Genomic DNA, 18,506 nt, shown 5'->3' with positions numbered 1-18,506 from the left:
GGACATATGTTTCATGAAATGCAGGAGTTGGCAAGACGGGCGGCGCGAAGCGGTAGTCGGATTTGCGAGGTGATCGACATGGCATCGACGCGCGGAGCCGCGACGCAATGCGCCGGCGACGTGACGACAGGCGGCCCAGAGGGGCGCGGTCAGCTGCGGCAGTAGTGCCGCAGGTTGATCATCGTATAGGCTTTGTCCGGATGGGGGTATTGCAAAGATGCTACGGGTTGTGTAAAAGCGCAACATCATGAAGCCAGCTTGAATAATGCCATATAAAGCCAGACTAAAGACGGGTGAACAACACGTGTCGATGGCGGGGCGAGGTTCAAAGCTGCGTTACACATTGGGAGGCACCTTGAGTGCCAGGCGATAATGGTGCCCCCATTTTTCCTCTGCGGCATCCATGACTCAAAACACCCGATCTGGCGTCGGCAGACTGAGCGACGACAAACGCAAAGCGATTGCACTTCAGGCCCTCACGCGCACCGAACCCATCAGTGTGCTGGCTGAGCGTAACGGCGTGAGCCGCCCGACGGTCTACCGACAGATCGGCACGGCCAGTGTAGCGCTGGATGAAGCCTTTGATACCACGCGGGCAGCCGACGCAGATCAGGTGCTTTTCATGCTGCCGGTCACCCGCCAATGGCTCGATCAGGTCATCGTGGCGCTCACGATGGTGGGCCACGTTTCGTTTCGCAGTACCCTTGAACTCATGCACGACCTGCTCGGCGTCTCGACCAGCCTGGGCACGATTCACACCGTTCTTCAGCGGGCCGCAAAGCAGGCCATCGCCATCAACGCCGGTATCGATCTCTCACCCATCCGGGTCGGTCTGCACGACGAACTCTTTCAGGGTTCCCAACCCGTGCTCGCCGGTATCGATGTCGCCTCGACCTATTGCTATCTGCTCGCCCCCGAAGCCCATCGCGACGGCGACACCTGGGCCATCCATCTGCTGGACCTGCAGGCACAGGGCCTCGATCCTGAGCACACGATCGCCGATGCGGGAACCGGTCTGCGTGCCGGGCAAAAAATGGCCTGGCCCGATACGCCGTGTCACGGCGACGTATTCCACATCATCCAGCACGGTAAATCACTAGCGACGCTCTGGCATCGTGTCGCCAGTGGCGCTCGCACCGGGCGCGAGCAGCTCGAAGCGCGTCTGGCCAATCCCCGTCGACGTGGTGAGGATAGCCTCCTCGAAGCCGCGCTGGAAACGCTTCGGCGCAATGAAGCCCATGCGCACGAGCTGGCTGCCGACCTGCGCACCCTGGTTCAGTGGCTCGAACGTGACATCCTGTCACTGGCTGGGCCGGACCTCGCGACGCGTCAACGGCTGTTCGATTTCGTGGTTGCCGAACTGCAGCAACGTGAAGCACGGGACCTGTCACGTACAGGGGCATACCGGCGTGCCCTTCAGAACCAGCGCGACGGCCTGCTCGCTTTCGCGGGCCTGCTCGACACAAAACTCGACGCCATTGCACGAACGCACAACGTGGCGCGCCATCTCGTGCGCGAGGTCTGCATGCTGCATCGCAAGTCCGAAACGTCGAGTGCGTTCTGGCAAGGGTGGAATCGCCTGCTAGCCCGCATCGGCCGCCCGTTTCACGGCGTCTACGCCGCCGTATCCGGGGCGCTGCATAGCACACCACGCAGCAGCTCGCTGGTCGAAAATCTCAACTCGCGACTGCGCGTCTACCTGACCAACCGGCGTCATCTGAAGGGCGGGCGGGCCTGGCTTGGTCTGCTGCAGTTTGTCTTCAACCATCGCCGCTTTGCCCGCAGCCGATGCCCTGAGCGAACTGGAAAGAGCCCGAGGGAACTGATGAGCCGCAAGCCTCACGATCACTGGCTGACGCTGCTCGGATTCGGCCCACTCCAGCCTCAGCGAACCTGATATCGGCAGGTCGTCGCCGGCCTCCATTTGAACCGCATTCCTTACTATTCCTGCTTTCTTACGCAGGCTGATTCCGCTCGTCTGTGTAACGCAAAAATCGCGCTTTTTGAACCTCGCCGAGGAGTCCATCGGGTTCAGGCGCATCGACTGCTCAACGAGAATCGACAGGCTGTTCATGCCGTACCGGAAATCGACGGCATCGCGGTGCAGGTACACCTTCAGATTCGCGTCGAACCGGAACACGGCATTCTCCCAAGCATCTGGACCACGGTGGCCAGTTCGTCGATGGTCGCGTCCGCGATGTCGAACTCGACACCGTTCGACAGACGCACGTGCAGGGCAAGCGTCATGGACGGCGGTGAGGGTATCGGCGTTCTCGCCGAGGCGCTTTCTTCGGGGAGCAACGCCGGCGGAACCGAAACGACAGGGACGAATGCAGATGACGTTCTCGTGGGTGATGCGGCCTTGCGCGGAACCAGAAGGTCGATGGCCACGCCATCGACCACTTCTGCCACAGGCGCCGTCTCGTGATGCTCAGCAACAGGCTCCTGTGATGCAGGCGAGATGCTTTTCTCCCGCTCCAGCAGGTATTTTGTGATCCATTTACGTAGCAGATTGGCATTGATCCCGTGTTTCTGAGCCATGCGCGCGACGGAAACGCCGGGTTGCAGCGCGGCCTCGACCAGCGTGCGCTTACCTTGCTCGTCGTAGCGACGCCGGCCATCACGGCTCTGTCGTACGACTCTTATTGATCCGGCAATAAAATGTTGAAATCAAGCCGCATAACGGACAGGATCGTGCTGGAAGTATCGCCGGATGCGTTCGGGTTGCTTCTGCACAACCCTGTAATGGTGCGCGGTGGCCTTGACCAGTTGCAGCCTGGTACGCGTTGGCGCCCGCCGTGTGACGCTTTGCTTGAGGTCGGCGTTGGCCAGCTCGTTGGGATTGAGCTCAGGGCTGTAGCAGGGCAGATAGAACACCTCGATCCGGTCGCGGTGCCTGTCCAGCCAGGCCATCACGGCCTTGCCGTGATGGACACGCAGATTGCCCAGGATCAGGAAGAGCTTTTTCTTCGCCCCGGTAATCAGTCGTCGCATGAAGTCAATCAGGATGCCGGTGTTCAGCGCACCGTCGAAGATCTTCCAGCGCATCTGTCCTTTGTTCGTCACGGTGGAAATCACCGACAGGCCGGCTCGCTTTGCGTTGACCTTGAGCACCGGCGTCTTGCCCGCGGGCGCGTAACCGCGGCCCCGAACATCGTCGGAGCGCAGTCCGGTTTCATCGCCCCAGTGGACTTCGGCTCCTTCAGCCTGGGCCCGCTGCGCAATGGCAGGATAGTCTTCATCGAGCCACTTCCTGATCGCCGCCGGCGATTGCTCATAAGCCTTCTTCAATGGCTTTTGCGGGGTGAAGCCCCAGCGCGACAGATACAGCCCCATCGTACGAACCGGCACACGGATGCCGAACCGTTGTTCGATCACTTCGGCCACGCTCTGACGGGTCCACAGGGCATAAGGCATTTTCAACTGGTCAGGTGTGCGGTCCTGGATGATTTTCTGCACGACCCGCTCCTGATCTGCGCTCAGGCTGCGTCCGGTACCCGACGGACGACCGCGAGGCCCGACATCCACGGCACGCCAGCCGCCCGCCTCGTACGCCTTGCAGGCCGCAATCACCGTCGTGGGCGACATCTCGCAACGCAGCGCCACTTCTTTCAACGCTACGCCTTCGATGCGCATCTTCACCGCGCGGCGACGGCGTTCATTCAGTGCCGCCATCGGCAAGGTTCGGGAGTCGATTTTTTCCATACTACTTCCGACCATGTGCTGCGCTCAAAGTTTCAACATTTTATTGCCGGATCAATAACTCTGAGTCTTTGTCAGCCATAGGTGTCCACCTCGAATTGAACTGACCCCGAGAAGTTGGACACTTCTGCAGGGAGTCTTGTGGGCAAGTATTCGGAAGAGACCAAGCTCGCGGTCGTCAAGGATTATTGTTCGGGAACGGCGGGGCTCAAAGTCGTTGCTCGCCGCCATGATGTGGATGTTACGTCGCTACGCAAATGGGTGGCAGGTTATCGTTCGCATGGTGCTGCTGGCGTAAGGGAAAAGGCGCGGGCCACCTATAGCTTAAAATTCAAGCTGTCGGTGTTGCGACGCATGCGTGACGAGAGCCTCTCCTATCGGCAAACGGCCGCGCTGTTTGATATTCGCAACTTCAATATTATCGCTACGTGGGAGCGCAACTACGATCAAGGCGGACTGGAGGCCTTGTGAGCTATTGTCGAATCTGGTGTACAGCGGGAGCGGCGGGAATTTGAGAAGGCGGTGGCGGTCTAGCGAGAATGTTGCTTGTCAAAGGCACAACCAGCGAACCCGAGAAGGCCGGACCCGACCACCATGAAGAAGATTACGCAAGAAGCGAACAGCAGTAAAGCGCAAACGAAAAGCGTGCTAGATGAGCTGATCCAGCAAGGCGCGCGGCAGATCATTCAGCAGGCAGTCGAGGTGGAACTGGCGACCATGCTCGAACAGTACAGCAACGTGAAGTCGATCGACGGCCGGCGTGCCGTGGTGCGCAACGGCTACCTGCCCGAGCGCGAGGTCGTCACAGCGATCGGTCCGGTGACGGTTCAGGTGCCGAAGGTGCGGGATCGTTCGGGCTCGGGCATCCGGTTCAATTCGACGATCGTGCCGCCGTACGTGCGCAAGTCCGCGCGCGTGTCGGCAGCGCTGCCGTGGCTGTACCTGCGAGGCATCTCGACGGGCGACATGAGCGAAGCCATGGGCATCATGCTGGGCGGCCAGGTCAGCGGCATGTCGCCGAACGTCGTGAGCCGGCTGAAGGCCCAATGGGCCGATGAGCATGAGCAGTGGAATCGGCGTGAGCTGTCGTCGGCGCGCTGGGTCTACTGGTGGGCCGACGGCATTCACACCGGTGTGCGCAGCGACGATTCCGACGGCCAGTGCCTGCTGGTGATCGTTGGCGTCAAACCGGACGGGACGAAGGAACGTGTGGCCATCGGTGACGGCTACCGGGAATCGAAGGCATCGTGGAGCGAACTGCTGCTCGATCTGAAGAAGCGCGGCCTGCCGTCGGGGCCACTGCTGGCCTGCGGCGATGGCGCGATGGGATTCTGGGCCGCGATGGAGGAAGTGTTCCCGCAGACGAAGCATCAGCGCTGCTGGTTTCACAAGATGGGTAACGTGCTCGGCGTGGTTCAAAAAGCGCGATTTTTGCGTTACACAGACGAGCGGAATCAGCCTGCGTAAGAAAGCAGGAATAATAAGGAGTGCGGTTCAAATGGAGGCCGGCGACGACCTGCCGATATCAGGTTCGCTGAGGCTGGAGTGGGCCGAATCCGAGCAGCGTCAGCCAGTGATCGTGAGGCTTGCGGCTCATCAGTTCCCTCGGGCTCTTTCCAGTTCGCTCAGGGCATCGGCTGCGGGCAAAGCGGCGATGGTTGAAGACAAACTGCAGCAGACCAAGCCAAGCCCGCCCGCCCTTCAGATGACGCCGGTTGGTCAGGTAGACGCGCAGTCGCGAGTTGAGATTTTCGACCAGCGAGCTGCTGCGTGGTGTGCTATGCAGCGCCCCGGATACGGCGGCGTAGACGCCGTGAAACGGGCGGCCGATGCGGGCTAGCAGGCGATTCCACCCTTGCCAGAACGCACTCGACGTTTCGGACTTGCGATGCAGCATGCAGACCTCGCGCACGAGATGGCGCGCCACGTTGTGCGTTCGTGCAATGGCGTCGAGTTTTGTGTCGAGCAGGCCCGCGAAAGCGAGCAGGCCGTCGCGCTGGTTCTGAAGGGCACGCCGGTATGCCCCTGTACGTGACAGGTCCCGTGCTTCACGTTGCTGCAGTTCGGCAACCACGAAATCGAACAGCCGTTGACGCGTCGCGAGGTCCGGCCCAGCCAGTGACAGGATGTCACGTTCGAGCCACTGAACCAGGGTGCGCAGGTCGGCAGCCAGCTCGTGCGCATGGGCTTCATTGCGCCGAAGCGTTTCCAGCGCGGCTTCGAGGAGGCTATCCTCACCACGTCGACGGGGATTGGCCAGACGCGCTTCGAGCTGCTCGCGCCCGGTGCGAGCGCCACTGGCGACACGATGCCAGAGCGTCGCTAGTGATTTACCGTGCTGGATGATGTGGAATACGTCGCCGTGACACGGCGTATCGGGCCAGGCCATTTTTTGCCCGGCACGCAGACCGGTTCCCGCATCGGCGATCGTGTGCTCAGGATCGAGGCCCTGTGCCTGCAGGTCCAGCAGATGGATGGCCCAGGTGTCGCCGTCGCGATGGGCTTCGGGGGCGAGCAGATAGCAATAGGTCGAGGCGACATCGATACCGGCGAGCACGGGTTGGGAACCCTGAAAGAGTTCGTCGTGCAGACCGACCCGGATGGGTGAGAGATCGATACCGGCGTTGATGGCGATGGCCTGCTTTGCGGCCCGCTGAAGAACGGTGTGAATCGTGCCCAGGCTGGTCGAGACGCCGAGCAGGTCGTGCATGAGTTCAAGGGTACTGCGAAACGAAACGTGGCCCACCATCGTGAGCGCCACGATGACCTGATCGAGCCATTGGCGGGTGACCGGCAGCATGAAAAGCACCTGATCTGCGTCGGCTGCCCGCGTGGTATCAAAGGCTTCATCCAGCGCTACACTGGCCGTGCCGATCTGTCGGTAGACCGTCGGGCGGCTCACGCCGTTACGCTCAGCCAGCACACTGATGGGTTCGGTGCGCGTGAGGGCCTGAAGTGCAATCGCTTTGCGTTTGTCGTCGCTCAGTCTGCCGACGCCAGATCGGGTGTTTTGAGTCATGGATGCCGCAGAGGAAAAATGGGGGCACCATTATCGCCTGGCACTCAAGGTGCCTCCCAATGTGTAACGCAGCTTTGAACCTCGCCCTGGTGCGCATATTTGCGCGCCAGGCGGTCTGGCGCGAGGATGTACAGCCGATCGACCGTCCCGAGCGCGGCGGCGTCGCGCAGGCGCTCCAATTGCGGCCTGACCAGCGTTGCACCGCTCACCCCGGCATCGACGAAGCACATGTCCTCCACAATCTGCGCCCCGTCGGCCTGAATTCGTTCTTTCAATGCAGCGATCTGGCTGTCTATCGTGCCGCGTTTGCTTTGCTGCTCGGATGACACTCGCGCGTAAAGCGCGACCATGGCAACGTTGCTCATCGTTTCCCTCGCTTCATCGCTTTCGCCGTTGCTGGCCTTGCATCCGATGCGCGCCTCGTGCTTCGGGCATCAATCGGACTGAGCTGGTCATAGGCCTTCTCCAGTTGTTCGCTGGAATAGCGGTTCGGCTCGAAAGCGAGACGCACTCGCCAGTGTTTGCGTCGTCCCCGTGTCATCGACTGGGCTCCCGGTTAGCGGGAGCAACGGCCTCAAGCACGAGAACCGCATTACTGGCAGGACATTCTCTGGACCATGGCGCCAGACACTCCCTCGATATGCGAAGGCCCCATCTTACCCGCGAGTTTGCTATGTTGTTGCCGGGGCTATCTCGCCGGTGATCGCGAATATGGCGTTGGATGGGCTTGAGGCAGCAGTCTATGCAAGCGTGGGAAGGTCCAAACTTGCTCGCAGCAACGCCCAACTCAACGTCGTCCGCTATGCCGATGACTTTATTGTCACCGGCGTGTCGAAAGAAGTGCTCGAATGCAAGGTGCTTCCGGCGGTCAGGCGGTTTATGGCTGCTCGGGGTCTGGAACTCTCGGAAGAGAAGACCAGGATCACGAACATTGCGGAGGGTTTCGATTTCCTTGGCCAGAACGTACGCAAGTACGACGGCAAGCTGCTGATCAAGCCGGCAAAGAAGAGCGTCAAATCGCTCCTCGACAAGGTCAGGGAAATCATCAAAGGCAACGCGAGCGTCACGCAAGAAGCGTTGATACAGAAACTGAACCCGGTCATCCGGGGATGGGCGATGTATCACCGTCACGTCGTGGCGAAAGCGAGCTTCTCATCGATAGACTCGCACATCTGGCAACTGCTCTGGAAATGGGCAAAGCGTCGACATCCCATGAAAGGAGCACGGTGGGTGAGGAACCGGTACTTCCAGGTCGATGGGCACCGGTCCTGGGACTTTGCTACGAAGGGTCCCGCTGATGGCAGCACCAGCGGGTTTCGGCTCTTCCGCGCAATGACGATCCCGATTACGAGACACGTCAAGGTTCGGGAACTGGCTAATCCATTTGATCCGGTGTGGACCACGTACTTCGCTCGCCGTCGAACTGCGAAGCGTTCCGTCAAGTTGTTCGGTGCCACAACGTGGTGCTGAAGAATGGCTTGAGCCGGATGCGGGGTGACTCGCCCGTCCGGTTCGGCGTGGTTCAAAAAGCGCGATTTTTGCGTTACACAGACGAGCGGAAGCAGCCTGCGTAAGAAAGCAGGAATAATAAGGATTGCGGTTCAAATGGAGGCCGGCGACGACCTGCCGATATCAGGTTCGCTGAGGCTGGAGTGGGCCGAATCCGAGCAGCGTCAGCCAGTGATCGTGAGGCTTGCGGCTCATCAGTTCCCTCGGGCTCTTTCCAGTTCGCTCAGGGCATCGGCTGCGGGCAAAGCGGCGATGGTTGAAGACAAAGTGCAGCAGACCAAGCCAGGCCCGCCCGCCCTTCAGATGACGCCGGTTGGTCAGGTAGACGCGCAGTCGCGAGTTGAGATTTTCGACCAGCGAGCTGCTGCGTGGTGTGCTATGCAGCGCCCCGGATACGGCGGCGTAGACGCCGTGAAACGGGCGGCCGATGCGGGCTAGCAGGCGATTCCACCCTTGCCAGAACGCACTCGACGTTTCGGACTTGCGATGCAGCATGCAGACCTCGCGCACGAGATGGCGCGCCACGTTGTGCGTTCGTGCAATGGCGTCGAGTTTTGTGTCGAGCAGGCCCGCGAAAGCGAGCAGGCCGTCGCGCTGGTTCTGAAGGGCACGCCGGTATGCCCCTGTACGTGACAGGTCCCGTGCTTCACGTTGCTGCAGTTCGGCAACCACGAAATCGAACAGCCGTTGACGCGTCGCGAGGTCCGGCCCAGCCAGTGACAGGATGTCACGTTCGAGCCACTGAACCAGGGTGCGCAGGTCGGCAGCCAGCTCGTGCGCATGGGCTTCATTGCGCCGAAGCGTTTCCAGCGCGGCTTCGAGGAGGCTATCCTCACCACGTCGACGGGGATTGGCCAGACGCGCTTCGAGCTGCTCGCGCCCGGTGCGAGCGCCACTGGCGACACGATGCCAGAGCGTCGCTAGTGATTTACCCTGCTGGATGATGTGGAATACGTCGCCGTGACACGGCGTATCGGGCCAGGCCATTTTTTGCCCGGCACGCAGACCGGTTCCCGCATCGGCGATCGTGTGCTCAGGATCGAGGCCCTGTGCCTGCAGATCCAGCAGATGGATGGCCCAGGTGTCGCCGTCGCGATGGGCTTCGGGGGCGAGCAGATAGCAATAGGTCGAGGCGACATCGATACCGGCGAGCACGGGTTGGGAACCCTGAAAGAGTTCGTCGTGCAGACCGACCCGGATGGGTGAGAGATCGATACCGGCGTTGATGGCGATGGCCTGCTTTGCGGCCCGCTGAAGAACGGTGTGAATCGTGCCCAGGCTGGTCGAGACGCCGAGCAGGTCGTGCATGAGTTCAAGGGTACTGCGAAACGAAACGTGGCCCACCATCGTGAGCGCCACGATGACCTGATCGAGCCATTGGCGGGTGACCGGCAGCATGAAAAGCACCTGATCTGCGTCGGCTGCCCGCGTGGTATCAAAGGCTTCATCCAGCGCTACACTGGCCGTGCCGATCTGTCGGTAGACCGTCGGGCGGCTCACGCCGTTACGCTCAGCCAGCACACTGATGGGTTCGGTGCGCGTGAGGGCCTGAAGTGCAATCGCTTTGCGTTTGTCGTCGCTCAGTCTGCCGACGCCAGATCGGGTGTTTTGAGTCATGGATGCCGCAGAGGAAAAATGGGGGCACCATTATCGCCTGGCACTCAAGGTGCCTCCCAATGTGTAACGCAGCTTTGAACCTCGCCCTGCTTTCTTACGCAGGCTGCTTCCGCTCGTCTGTGTAACGCAAAAATCGCGCTTTTTGAACCACGCCCCAACCGGCGTCATCTGAAGGGCGGGCGGGCCTGGCTTGGTCTGCTGCAGTTTGTCTTCAACCATCGCCGCTTTGCCCGCAGCCGATGCCCTGAGCGAACTGGAAAGAGCCCGAGGGAACTGATGAGCCGCAAGCCTCACGATCACTGGCTGACGCTGCTCGGATTCGGCCCACTCCAGCCTCAGCGAACCTGATATCGGCAGGTCGTCGCCGGCCTCCATTTGAACCGCATTCCTTACTATTCCTGCTTTCTTACGCAGGCTGCTTCCGCTCGTCTGTGTAACGCAAAAATCGCGCTTTTTGAACCACGCCGAAAATTCCATCATGCCGATCGAGTCAAAACCTGCAATCAGTAGCAGGAACTATCTTTTCCCACTGTGGCGTTATTCAGACGGTGAACTGTTGGCGGCAAGCGGCGACAGCCGTCTTTCAGTTCGATCGCCCGACCGGTCTTCCGGTAGCACCTGCCAGCGGCGCAGGATGCCGGCGATCTGCCGAGCGTATTCGTCTCGCAGAGCGGGCGTCGCCGAATGATAGGCGCCGACTGCGGCCCATGTATTGCCATATTTGAGCACCTGGCGACGCAACTGCCATGCCGCGATGTACACATTCTTGCAGGGCGACATCAACGCGTCCTTGCCGATGCCATAGCGCGCGAGTGCGGGAAGATGAATCGTATTGATCTGCATCAGCCCATAGTCGATCGAGCCATTTGCATTGACGTGCACTGCATCGGGATGGTTGTGCGACTCCTGCCACGCAATGGCGCGCAGGATGAGCGGGTTGACATGCTGGTACGCGGCGGCGTCATCGAAGCAGTTGGCGTGCGCCACTGGCACCGCAGCCAGACCACAAACGAACATGATGCAGCCCGTGCCTATGTGCGAGACTTTCATCGGCGAATCAGGGGAAAAGAAAAGAGCGTCATACGGTCTCACGGGGCCTAGAAATCACTCCATCCACAATATGGAATTTGCTCGCGCAGAGCGTGTCAATTAGCGAAACGTTGTCTGTGTTTGCGAATGCGTGTTATGGCTTTGTCACGTTAGAGAGGAGAGAAGGCAATGCTGGCAGGGGCGATCAGTTGCTCAAAAAGCGATAGACGGATTTTGGGTGAGTTCGGTGAAGCGATGCCACGCAGCAAATCGCAAGGCGAGTTGTTGGCGATAGCGTGAAGCCCGTAGCCGATGTCGCTTGAGGGCAAAGTGCTGTCGGATCGGGCCGAAGTTCGACAGGAAAGCTTGAGTGCGCTCGGGCAGGCGGAAGCCCCGCATACGCCGTTCGCGTTCCCGGGTTGGCTGATAACTATTCTCGGCGCGGTTGTTGACGCGGGCGCTGGCTTTGACGAACACATGCTTGACGTTCGCCAGTTCGGGGATCTCCGCTTTCGCGGCCGGATAGCTGCGCAACTGATCGGTGACAATCCTTCGTGGCGCGTCGGCACAGGCGGCCAGCACCCGGTTGAAGAAGCGCTTTGCTGCGGCCTTGTCGCGATGTTTCTGCAGCAGGATGTCGAGTTCGGCGCCGTGCTGCTCGACTGCCCGCCAGAGCAGATAAGGCTCACCGCGCAACGTAACGAAGACTTCGTCCAGATGCCATGTGCGCCCAGGCTTGCGGCGAGCAGCTTTGACGCGATGGGCGAAGCCCGCGCCGAATTTGTCGCACCAGCGGGGCTTTGTCCGGATGGGTACGAGTTCCCGTGCCATGGACGCGACTATGCATTTTTGACGCAAACCGGTTTGCCGAAGGCGTTCCACCGGTTCAGCAGGTTGGCGATGATTACGCCTTCGCCTTCCTGCGACGCAAGCTCCTGCGTCAGCAGGCGCTCGCCGATGCAGCGCTTGATGCGCGAGATCTGTGCCTCGACCAGCGAGCGCACACCGTAGCCGTATTTCTTCTGAAATGCATAGATGCCTTTGTCCTCGATGTATCCGACGATCTGGTCATGCCGGCGGGTTCGCTGCTCGCCGTGTACGACAGCGTGAGCTGGCGGTGGGATGACGGGCGTCACGCCCGCGCCTGAAAGCGCTTCGGTACGCTCGATGCTGTAGTACGCGCCATCGGCAATCACCCGGTCCATCGGCACATCAGCGGGCAGCACGGCGTCCATTCCTTCGCGGTCCGATACTGCTGTAGTGGTGATGCGGATCGCGTGTACGTTCATGTCTGCGTCGATCGACAGATGCATCTTGCGCCACGGCGTGCGCGCGGCCTTCTGGGCGTACTTTTCCTCGTACCACTGGCTCGCCCGCCCAAAGCTCAATCCCGTGCTGTCGACGATGAGACTGATCGCCCCGCCGCGCGCGAGACGTCGGGCCAGCTGTTCGCAACGCTGCGTGACGCTCACCTCCAGTGAAGCGAACCGTTCGCCCAGCTGACTGGCGCTGGGCACCGGGATGTCCAGCCCGCGAGTCTCCCAGTAGTCCTCCATATAGCCGGTGATCTGCCGCATCCCCCAACCGAACAGCCGGTAGAAGGTAAAGATCAGCTCGATGTACGCCGTGGTGTAGGTCGGCTCACGCCCCGACACGCCCGGCGTACGGATCTTTGCGTTGATAAGCTGCGCCTTCAGGCGAGGTTCAAAGCTGCGTTACACATTGGGAGGCACCTTGAGTGCCAGGCGATAATGGTGCCCCCATTTTTCCTCTGCGGCATCCATGACTCAAAACACCCGATCTGGCGTCGGCAGACTGAGCGACGACAAACGCAAAGCGATTGCACTTCAGGCCCTCACGCGCACCGAACCCATCAGTGTGCTGGCTGAGCGTAACGGCGTGAGCCGCCCGACGGTCTACCGACAGATCGGCACGGCCAGTGTAGCGCTGGATGAAGCCTTTGATACCACGCGGGCAGCCGACGCAGATCAGGTGCTTTTCATGCTGCCGGTCACCCGCCAATGGCTCGATCAGGTCATCGTGGCGCTCACGATGGTGGGCCACGTTTCGTTTCGCAGTACCCTTGAACTCATGCACGACCTGCTCGGCGTCTCGACCAGCCTGGGCACGATTCACACCGTTCTTCAGCGGGCCGCAAAGCAGGCCATCGCCATCAACGCCGGTATCGATCTCTCACCCATCCGGGTCGGTCTGCACGACGAACTCTTTCAGGGTTCCCAACCCGTGCTCGCCGGTATCGATGTCGCCTCGACCTATTGCTATCTGCTCGCCCCCGAAGCCCATCGCGACGGCGACACCTGGGCCATCCATCTGCTGGACCTGCAGGCACAGGGCCTCGATCCTGAGCACACGATCGCCGATGCGGGAACCGGTCTGCGTGCCGGGCAAAAAATGGCCTGGCCCGATACGCCGTGTCACGGCGACGTATTCCACATCATCCAGCACGGTAAATCACTAGCGACGCTCTGGCATCGTGTCGCCAGTGGCGCTCGCACCGGGCGCGAGCAGCTCGAAGCGCGTCTGGCCAATCCCCGTCGACGTGGTGAGGATAGCCTCCTCGAAGCCGCGCTGGAAACGCTTCGGCGCAATGAAGCCCATGCGCACGAGCTGGCTGCCGACCTGCGCACCCTGGTTCAGTGGCTCGAACGTGACATCCTGTCACTGGCTGGGCCGGACCTCGCGACGCGTCAACGGCTGTTCGATTTCGTGGTTGCCGAACTGCAGCAACGTGAAGCACGGGACCTGTCACGTACAGGGGCATACCGGCGTGCCCTTCAGAACCAGCGCGACGGCCTGCTCGCTTTCGCGGGCCTGCTCGACACAAAACTCGACGCCATTGCACGAACGCACAACGTGGCGCGCCATCTCGTGCGCGAGGTCTGCATGCTGCATCGCAAGTCCGAAACGTCGAGTGCGTTCTGGCAAGGGTGGAATCGCCTGCTAGCCCGCATCGGCCGCCCGTTTCACGGCGTCTACGCCGCCGTATCCGGGGCGCTGCATAGCACACCACGCAGCAGCTCGCTGGTCGAAAATCTCAACTCGCGACTGCGCGTCTACCTGACCAACCGGCGTCATCTGAAGGGCGGGCGGGCCTGGCTTGGTCTGCTGCAGTTTGTCTTCAACCATCGCCGCTTTGCCCGCAGCCGATGCCCTGAGCGAACTGGAAAGAGCCCGAGGGAACTGATGAGCCGCAAGCCTCACGATCACTGGCTGACGCTGCTCGGATTCGGCCCACTCCAGCCCCAGCGAACCTGATATCGGCAGGTCGTCGCCGGCCTCCATTTGAACCGCACTCCTTATTATTCCTGCTTTCTTACGCAGGCTGATTCCGCTCGTCTGTGTAACGCAAAAATCGCGCTTTTTGAACCACGCCCGCACCAGGCCCTGTTGATGGAGGAATTCTCCTCGTGCGGCGTACAGGTCGTGTTTCTCAATCATGCAATTGGCACGACGCCGGAAGAATCACTGCTGCTGCAGATGCAGGGCATGATAGCGGAGTACGAGCGGGCAAAAATCGCAGAGCGTCACCGCCGCGGCAAGCTTCACGGCGCGAAACGCGGTACCGTCAACGTGCTATCAGGGGCGCCTTACGGCTACCGCTATATCGGCGAGGTTCAAAGCTGCGTTACACATTGGGAGGCACCTTGAGTGCCAGGCGATAATGGTGCCCCCATTTTTCCTCTGCGGCATCCATGACTCAAAACACCCGATCTGGCGTCGGCAGACTGAGCGACGACAAACGCAAAGCGATTGCACTTCAGGCCCTCACGCGCACCGAACCCATCAGTGTGCTGGCTGAGCGTAACGGCGTGAGCCGCCCGACGGTCTACCGACAGATCGGCACGGCCAGTGTAGCGCTGGATGAAGCCTTTGATACCACGCGGGCAGCCGACGCAGATCAGGTGCTTTTCATGCTGCCGGTCACCCGCCAATGGCTCGATCAGGTCATCGTGGCGCTCACGATGGTGGGCCACGTTTCGTTTCGCAGTACCCTTGAACTCATGCACGACCTGCTCGGCGTCTCGACCAGCCTGGGCACGATTCACACCGTTCTTCAGCGGGCCGCAAAGCAGGCCATCGCCATCAACGCCGGTATCGATCTCTCACCCATCCGGGTCGGTCTGCACGACGAACTCTTTCAGGGTTCCCAACCCGTGCTCGCCGGTATCGATGTCGCCTCGACCTATTGCTATCTGCTCGCCCCCGAAGCCCATCGCGACGGCGACACCTGGGCCATCCATCTGCTGGACCTGCAGGCACAGGGCCTCGATCCTGAGCACACGATCGCCGATGCGGGAACCGGTCTGCGTGCCGGGCAAAAAATGGCCTGGCCCGATACGCCGTGTCACGGCGACGTATTCCACATCATCCAGCACGGTAAATCACTAGCGACGCTCTGGCATCGTGTCGCCAGTGGCGCTCGCACCGGGCGCGAGCAGCTCGAAGCGCGTCTGGCCAATCCCCGTCGACGTGGTGAGGATAGCCTCCTCGAAGCCGCGCTGGAAACGCTTCGGCGCAATGAAGCCCATGCGCACGAGCTGGCTGCCGACCTGCGCACCCTGGTTCAGTGGCTCGAACGTGACATCCTGTCACTGGCTGGGCCGGACCTCGCGACGCGTCAACGGCTGTTCGATTTCGTGGTTGCCGAACTGCAGCAACGTGAAGCACGGGACCTGTCACGTACAGGGGCATACCGGCGTGCCCTTCAGAACCAGCGCGACGGCCTGCTCGCTTTCGCGGGCCTGCTCGACACAAAACTCGACGCCATTGCACGAACGCACAACGTGGCGCGCCATCTCGTGCGCGAGGTCTGCATGCTGCATCGCAAGTCCGAAACGTCGAGTGCGTTCTGGCAAGGGTGGAATCGCCTGCTAGCCCGCATCGGCCGCCCGTTTCACGGCGTCTACGCCGCCGTATCCGGGGCGCTGCATAGCACACCACGCAGCAGCTCGCTGGTCGAAAATCTCAACTCGCGACTGCGCGTCTACCTGACCAACCGGCGTCATCTGAAGGGCGGGCGGGCCTGGCTTGGTCTGCTGCAGTTTGTCTTCAACCATCGCCGCTTTGCCCGCAGCCGATGCCCTGAGCGAACTGGAAAGAGCCCGAGGGAACTGATGAGCCGCAAGCCTCACGATCACTGGCTGACGCTGCTCGGATTCGGCCCACTCCAGCCCCAGCGAACCTGATATCGGCAGGTCGTCGCCGGCCTCCATTTGAACCGCACTCCTTATTATTCCTGCTTTCTTACGCAGGCTGATTCCGCTCGTCTGTGTAACGCAAAAATCGCGCTTTTTGAACCACGCCGATCGGCTCGATGTACGCCGTGGTGTAGGTCGGCTCACGCCCCGACACGCCCGGCGTACGGATCTTTGCGTTGATAAGCTGCGCCTTCAGATCGCCGCCCGGGAGTTAAAGTCAAATCTGGTGTATGCGGTCTCGGCGTAATCAGGCGGCTAGCGATTGCTGAGCCGGTGTGCTGTCGGTCACCGGTTCTCCATCCTTGAACGTCATCCCGTCAAGCATCGAAGTGAGCTTTTCCGGGGCGCGGATGCGCCGCCACGATTCTTCGGCCGACTCGATCAGCTTGAACGCCAGCCCGAGGAACGTCGCGCGCGATACACAGTTGCGCGTGCGTTTCGTGCGATGGCGCACCGTCGCAAAGGTCGATTCAATCGGGTTCGTGGTGCGCAGATGCTGCCAGTGTTCAGCCGGGAAATCGTAAAACGCGAGCAGCTCGTCACGATCTTCCGTCAGCTTTTCGGCGACCTTCGGGTACTTTGCCGAGTACGCGTCGACGAAGTGATTGAATGCGGCCAGTGCATCAGCGCGCGTGGCCGCCATCCAGATGTCCTGCATCGCCTTCTTGCCTCGAGCCTGCTGCGATTTCGGCAGCGCATTGAGCACGTTACCCATCTTGTGAAACCAGCAGCGCTGATGCTTCGTCTGCGGGAACACTTCCTCCATCGCGGCCCAGAATCCCATCGCGCCATCGCCGCAGGCCAGCAGTGGCCCCGACGGCAGGCCGCGCTTCTTCAGATCGAGCAGCAGTTCGCTCCACGATGCCTTCGATTCCCGGTAGCCGTCACCGATGGCCACACGTTCCTTCGTCCCGTCCGGTTTGACGCCAATGATCACCAGCAGGCACTGGCCGTCGGAATCGTCGCTGCGCACACCGGTGTGAATGCCGTCGGCCCACCAGTAGACCCAGCGCGCCGACGACAGCTCACGCCGATTCCACTGCTCATGCTCATCGGCCCATTGGGCCTTCAGCCGGCTCACGACGTTCGGCGACATGCCGCTGACCTGGCCGCCCAGCATGATGCCCATAGCTTCGCTCATGTCGCCCGTCGAGATGCCTCGCAGGTACAGCCACGGCAGCGCTGCCGACACGCGCGCGGACTTGCGCACGTACGGCGGCACGATCGTCGAATTGAACCGGATGCCCGAGCCCGAACGATCCCGCACCTTCGGCACCTGAACCGTCACCGGACCGATCGCTGTGACGACCTCGCGCTCGGGCAGGTAGCCGTTGCGCACCACGGCACGCCGGCCGTCGATCGACTTCACGTTGCTGTACTGTTCGAGCATGGTCGCCAGTTCCACCTCGACTGCCTGCTGAATGATCTGCCGCGCGCCTTGCTGGATCAGCTCATCTAGCACGCTTTTCGTTTGCGCTTTACTGCTGTTCGATTCTTGCGTAATCTTCTTCATGGTGGTCGGGTCCGGCCTTCTCGGGTTCGCTGGTTGTGCCTTTGACAAGCAACATTCTCGCTAGACCGCCACCGCCTTCTCAAATTCCCGCCGCTCCCGCTGTACACCAGATTCGACAATAGCTCGCCGCCCGGCACATACAGGCTGATCATGCCGCGCTTTCTCGGGTCTGTCAATTTGGCAGACTGCGTCGATGACAATTCATAACGCACAGGGGCTCAGAAGGGTACTGTCGCAATAAGGAAGCTGACCGGCGAGAGCGCCGAAATATAGAGGACTTCTCATGCAAAGAGCGAGTAAAATTGCCGACAGGCCAAACTCCCGCGCAGCAATTCTATTCACTGACTGGATAAGGAATCCATACCATATCGGACTTGGCCGACCTCTCGCTCTTACTGCGACAGAACCTCGCAAAACCCTCAATCAGTCGGTTGCTTAACTCCTCAGTCCGCCCATTGCAGCCCAGTTGAGCTCCCCACCACTAGCTACGCCATCGATGGTTCCTCGTGCGTGCGTTTCGATCTGTCGAAAGACGTCTGGGTTTTGCATCATGAATTTCGCGGCCTTTGATACATCTGGCGGCACGTTACCGTCGGTGTTTTCTGCGAGCCAATATAAACCGCCAACGTCCATTCGCTCCCAGCCGTTATTCCCCATATAAGAACTGAGCGTGCCTGCCGCGTGCTCCGAGGTCATCTTTTCTTCTCCTGATGCTGCAGCCTTACCACCGCCCGAGCCTTCTCCTGATGCTGCGCCTATGTCATCCAACAATCGCAGTATGTCTGCCGCAATCCGGTCCTGACTGGCATTGACACTCCCGGAGTCCGACTGTGTGTAGGGATCAGTAAACGTCAACTGAGCGTTTTCTCGGGGATTGGTCTCGATAGTCGCCATTGTT

The 18,506-nt window shown here is 60.7% G+C and carries 15 protein-coding genes and 3 pseudogenes; 7 read left to right on the top strand and 11 right to left on the bottom strand.

The genetic code is table 11. The features are described 5' to 3' along the window. Positions 1 to 403: 403 nt before the first annotated feature. Positions 404 to 1,897, top strand: coding sequence for a hypothetical protein (locus QFZ94_RS01705; RefSeq protein ID WP_429455356.1), 1,494 nt, complete (start codon positions 404 to 406; stop codon positions 1,895 to 1,897). A 218-nt stretch (positions 1,898 to 2,115) separates the two neighbouring features. Here the strand turns inward: QFZ94_RS01705 and QFZ94_RS01700 are convergent, their stop codons facing one another. Both QFZ94_RS01700 and QFZ94_RS01695 read right to left on the bottom strand, forming a co-directional pair. After that, positions 2,116 to 2,646: a transposase gene (locus QFZ94_RS01700; RefSeq protein ID WP_429455441.1), complete on the bottom strand. Its 531-nt coding sequence runs from the start codon at positions 2,644 to 2,646 to the stop codon at positions 2,116 to 2,118. A 24-nt stretch (positions 2,647 to 2,670) separates the two neighbouring features. Continuing rightward, positions 2,671 to 3,705 carry an IS630 family transposase gene (locus QFZ94_RS01695; protein ID WP_429455398.1) on the bottom strand — a complete coding sequence of 345 codons (1,035 nt, stop codon included), beginning with the start codon at positions 3,703 to 3,705 and terminating at the stop codon, positions 2,671 to 2,673. Between the two features lie 138 nt (positions 3,706 to 3,843). On the opposite strand from QFZ94_RS01695, the pseudogene QFZ94_RS01690 reads away from it, so the two are divergent. Together QFZ94_RS01690 and QFZ94_RS01685 are read left to right on the top strand one after the other, a co-directional pair. Next, positions 3,844 to 4,167 (top strand): annotated as a pseudogene (locus QFZ94_RS01690) (transposase); the annotation flags it as partial. Positions 4,168 to 4,296: 129 nt separating this feature from the next. After that, positions 4,297 to 5,118 (top strand): annotated as a pseudogene (locus QFZ94_RS01685) (IS256 family transposase); the annotation flags it as partial. Between the two features lie 109 nt (positions 5,119 to 5,227). Here QFZ94_RS01685 and QFZ94_RS01680 read toward each other — a convergent pair. Together QFZ94_RS01680 and QFZ94_RS01675 are read right to left on the bottom strand one after the other, a co-directional pair. Then, a complete protein-coding gene (locus QFZ94_RS01680; protein WP_429455356.1) occupies positions 5,228 to 6,721 on the bottom strand; it encodes a hypothetical protein in 1,494 nt (497 codons plus the stop codon). A gap of 44 nt (positions 6,722 to 6,765) precedes the next feature. After that, a complete protein-coding gene (locus tag QFZ94_RS01675) occupies positions 6,766 to 7,086 on the bottom strand; it encodes a recombinase family protein (RefSeq protein WP_429455397.1) in 321 nt (106 codons plus the stop codon). Between the two features lie 346 nt (positions 7,087 to 7,432). Between QFZ94_RS01675 and QFZ94_RS01670 the strand changes: the two genes are divergently transcribed. Next, positions 7,433 to 8,191, top strand: a complete 759-nt coding sequence (locus QFZ94_RS01670) for a group II intron maturase-specific domain-containing protein (protein ID WP_429455396.1) — start codon at positions 7,433 to 7,435, stop codon at positions 8,189 to 8,191. Positions 8,192 to 8,353: 162 nt separating this feature from the next. Here the strand turns inward: QFZ94_RS01670 and QFZ94_RS01665 are convergent, their stop codons facing one another. The 5 genes and pseudogenes from QFZ94_RS01665 to QFZ94_RS01645 all read right to left on the bottom strand — a co-directional run bounded on the left by QFZ94_RS01665 (position 8,354) and on the right by QFZ94_RS01645 (position 12,531). Further along, complete coding sequence (locus QFZ94_RS01665) at positions 8,354 to 9,847, bottom strand: hypothetical protein (RefSeq protein WP_429455395.1); 1,494 nt, start codon at positions 9,845 to 9,847, stop codon at positions 8,354 to 8,356. Positions 9,848 to 9,877: 30 nt separating this feature from the next. Then, positions 9,878 to 10,324: a hypothetical protein gene (locus QFZ94_RS01660; protein WP_429455394.1), complete on the bottom strand. Its 447-nt coding sequence runs from the start codon at positions 10,322 to 10,324 to the stop codon at positions 9,878 to 9,880. A 60-nt stretch (positions 10,325 to 10,384) separates the two neighbouring features. Next, positions 10,385 to 10,864 carry a lytic transglycosylase domain-containing protein gene (locus QFZ94_RS01655; protein ID WP_429455440.1) on the bottom strand — a complete coding sequence of 160 codons (480 nt, stop codon included), beginning with the start codon at positions 10,862 to 10,864 and terminating at the stop codon, positions 10,385 to 10,387. 225 nt (positions 10,865 to 11,089) lie between these two features. Continuing rightward, a pseudogene (locus tag QFZ94_RS01650) lies at positions 11,090 to 11,680 on the bottom strand (IS6 family transposase); the annotation flags it as partial. A 35-nt stretch (positions 11,681 to 11,715) separates the two neighbouring features. Next, a complete protein-coding gene (locus QFZ94_RS01645) occupies positions 11,716 to 12,531 on the bottom strand; it encodes an IS5 family transposase (RefSeq protein ID WP_429455393.1) in 816 nt (271 codons plus the stop codon). Positions 12,532 to 12,658: 127 nt separating this feature from the next. On the opposite strand from QFZ94_RS01645, the gene QFZ94_RS01640 reads away from it, so the two are divergent. Genes QFZ94_RS01640 through QFZ94_RS01630 form a run of 3 tightly spaced genes read left to right on the top strand, consistent with a single transcriptional unit; the run spans position 12,659 to position 16,083 of the window. Next, positions 12,659 to 14,152 carry a hypothetical protein gene (locus tag QFZ94_RS01640; protein WP_429455356.1) on the top strand — a complete coding sequence of 498 codons (1,494 nt, stop codon included), beginning with the start codon at positions 12,659 to 12,661 and terminating at the stop codon, positions 14,150 to 14,152. A 27-nt stretch (positions 14,153 to 14,179) separates the two neighbouring features. After that, positions 14,180 to 14,545 carry a recombinase family protein gene (locus QFZ94_RS01635; RefSeq protein WP_429455392.1) on the top strand — a complete coding sequence of 122 codons (366 nt, stop codon included), beginning with the start codon at positions 14,180 to 14,182 and terminating at the stop codon, positions 14,543 to 14,545. A gap of 44 nt (positions 14,546 to 14,589) precedes the next feature. Further along, the gene (locus QFZ94_RS01630) at positions 14,590 to 16,083 is read left to right on the top strand and encodes a hypothetical protein (protein ID WP_429455356.1); all 1,494 of its coding nucleotides are present in this window, start codon (positions 14,590 to 14,592) and stop codon (positions 16,081 to 16,083) included. Positions 16,084 to 16,342: 259 nt separating this feature from the next. Here the strand turns inward: QFZ94_RS01630 and QFZ94_RS01625 are convergent, their stop codons facing one another. Next, positions 16,343 to 17,608, bottom strand: a complete 1,266-nt coding sequence (locus QFZ94_RS01625; RefSeq protein WP_429455391.1) for an IS256 family transposase — start codon at positions 17,606 to 17,608, stop codon at positions 16,343 to 16,345. 435 nt (positions 17,609 to 18,043) lie between these two features. Next, positions 18,044 to 18,502 carry a hypothetical protein gene (locus QFZ94_RS01620; protein ID WP_429455240.1) on the bottom strand — a complete coding sequence of 153 codons (459 nt, stop codon included), beginning with the start codon at positions 18,500 to 18,502 and terminating at the stop codon, positions 18,044 to 18,046. Positions 18,503 to 18,506: the final 4 nt, after the last annotated feature.

Source organism: Paraburkholderia sp. JPY465 (genome assembly GCF_050436725.1).
Classification (GTDB): domain Bacteria; phylum Pseudomonadota; class Gammaproteobacteria; order Burkholderiales; family Burkholderiaceae; genus Paraburkholderia; species Paraburkholderia youngii.
Note: the sequence above shows the minus strand (reverse complement) of the source record. Positions and strands in the feature narration are given on the sequence as shown.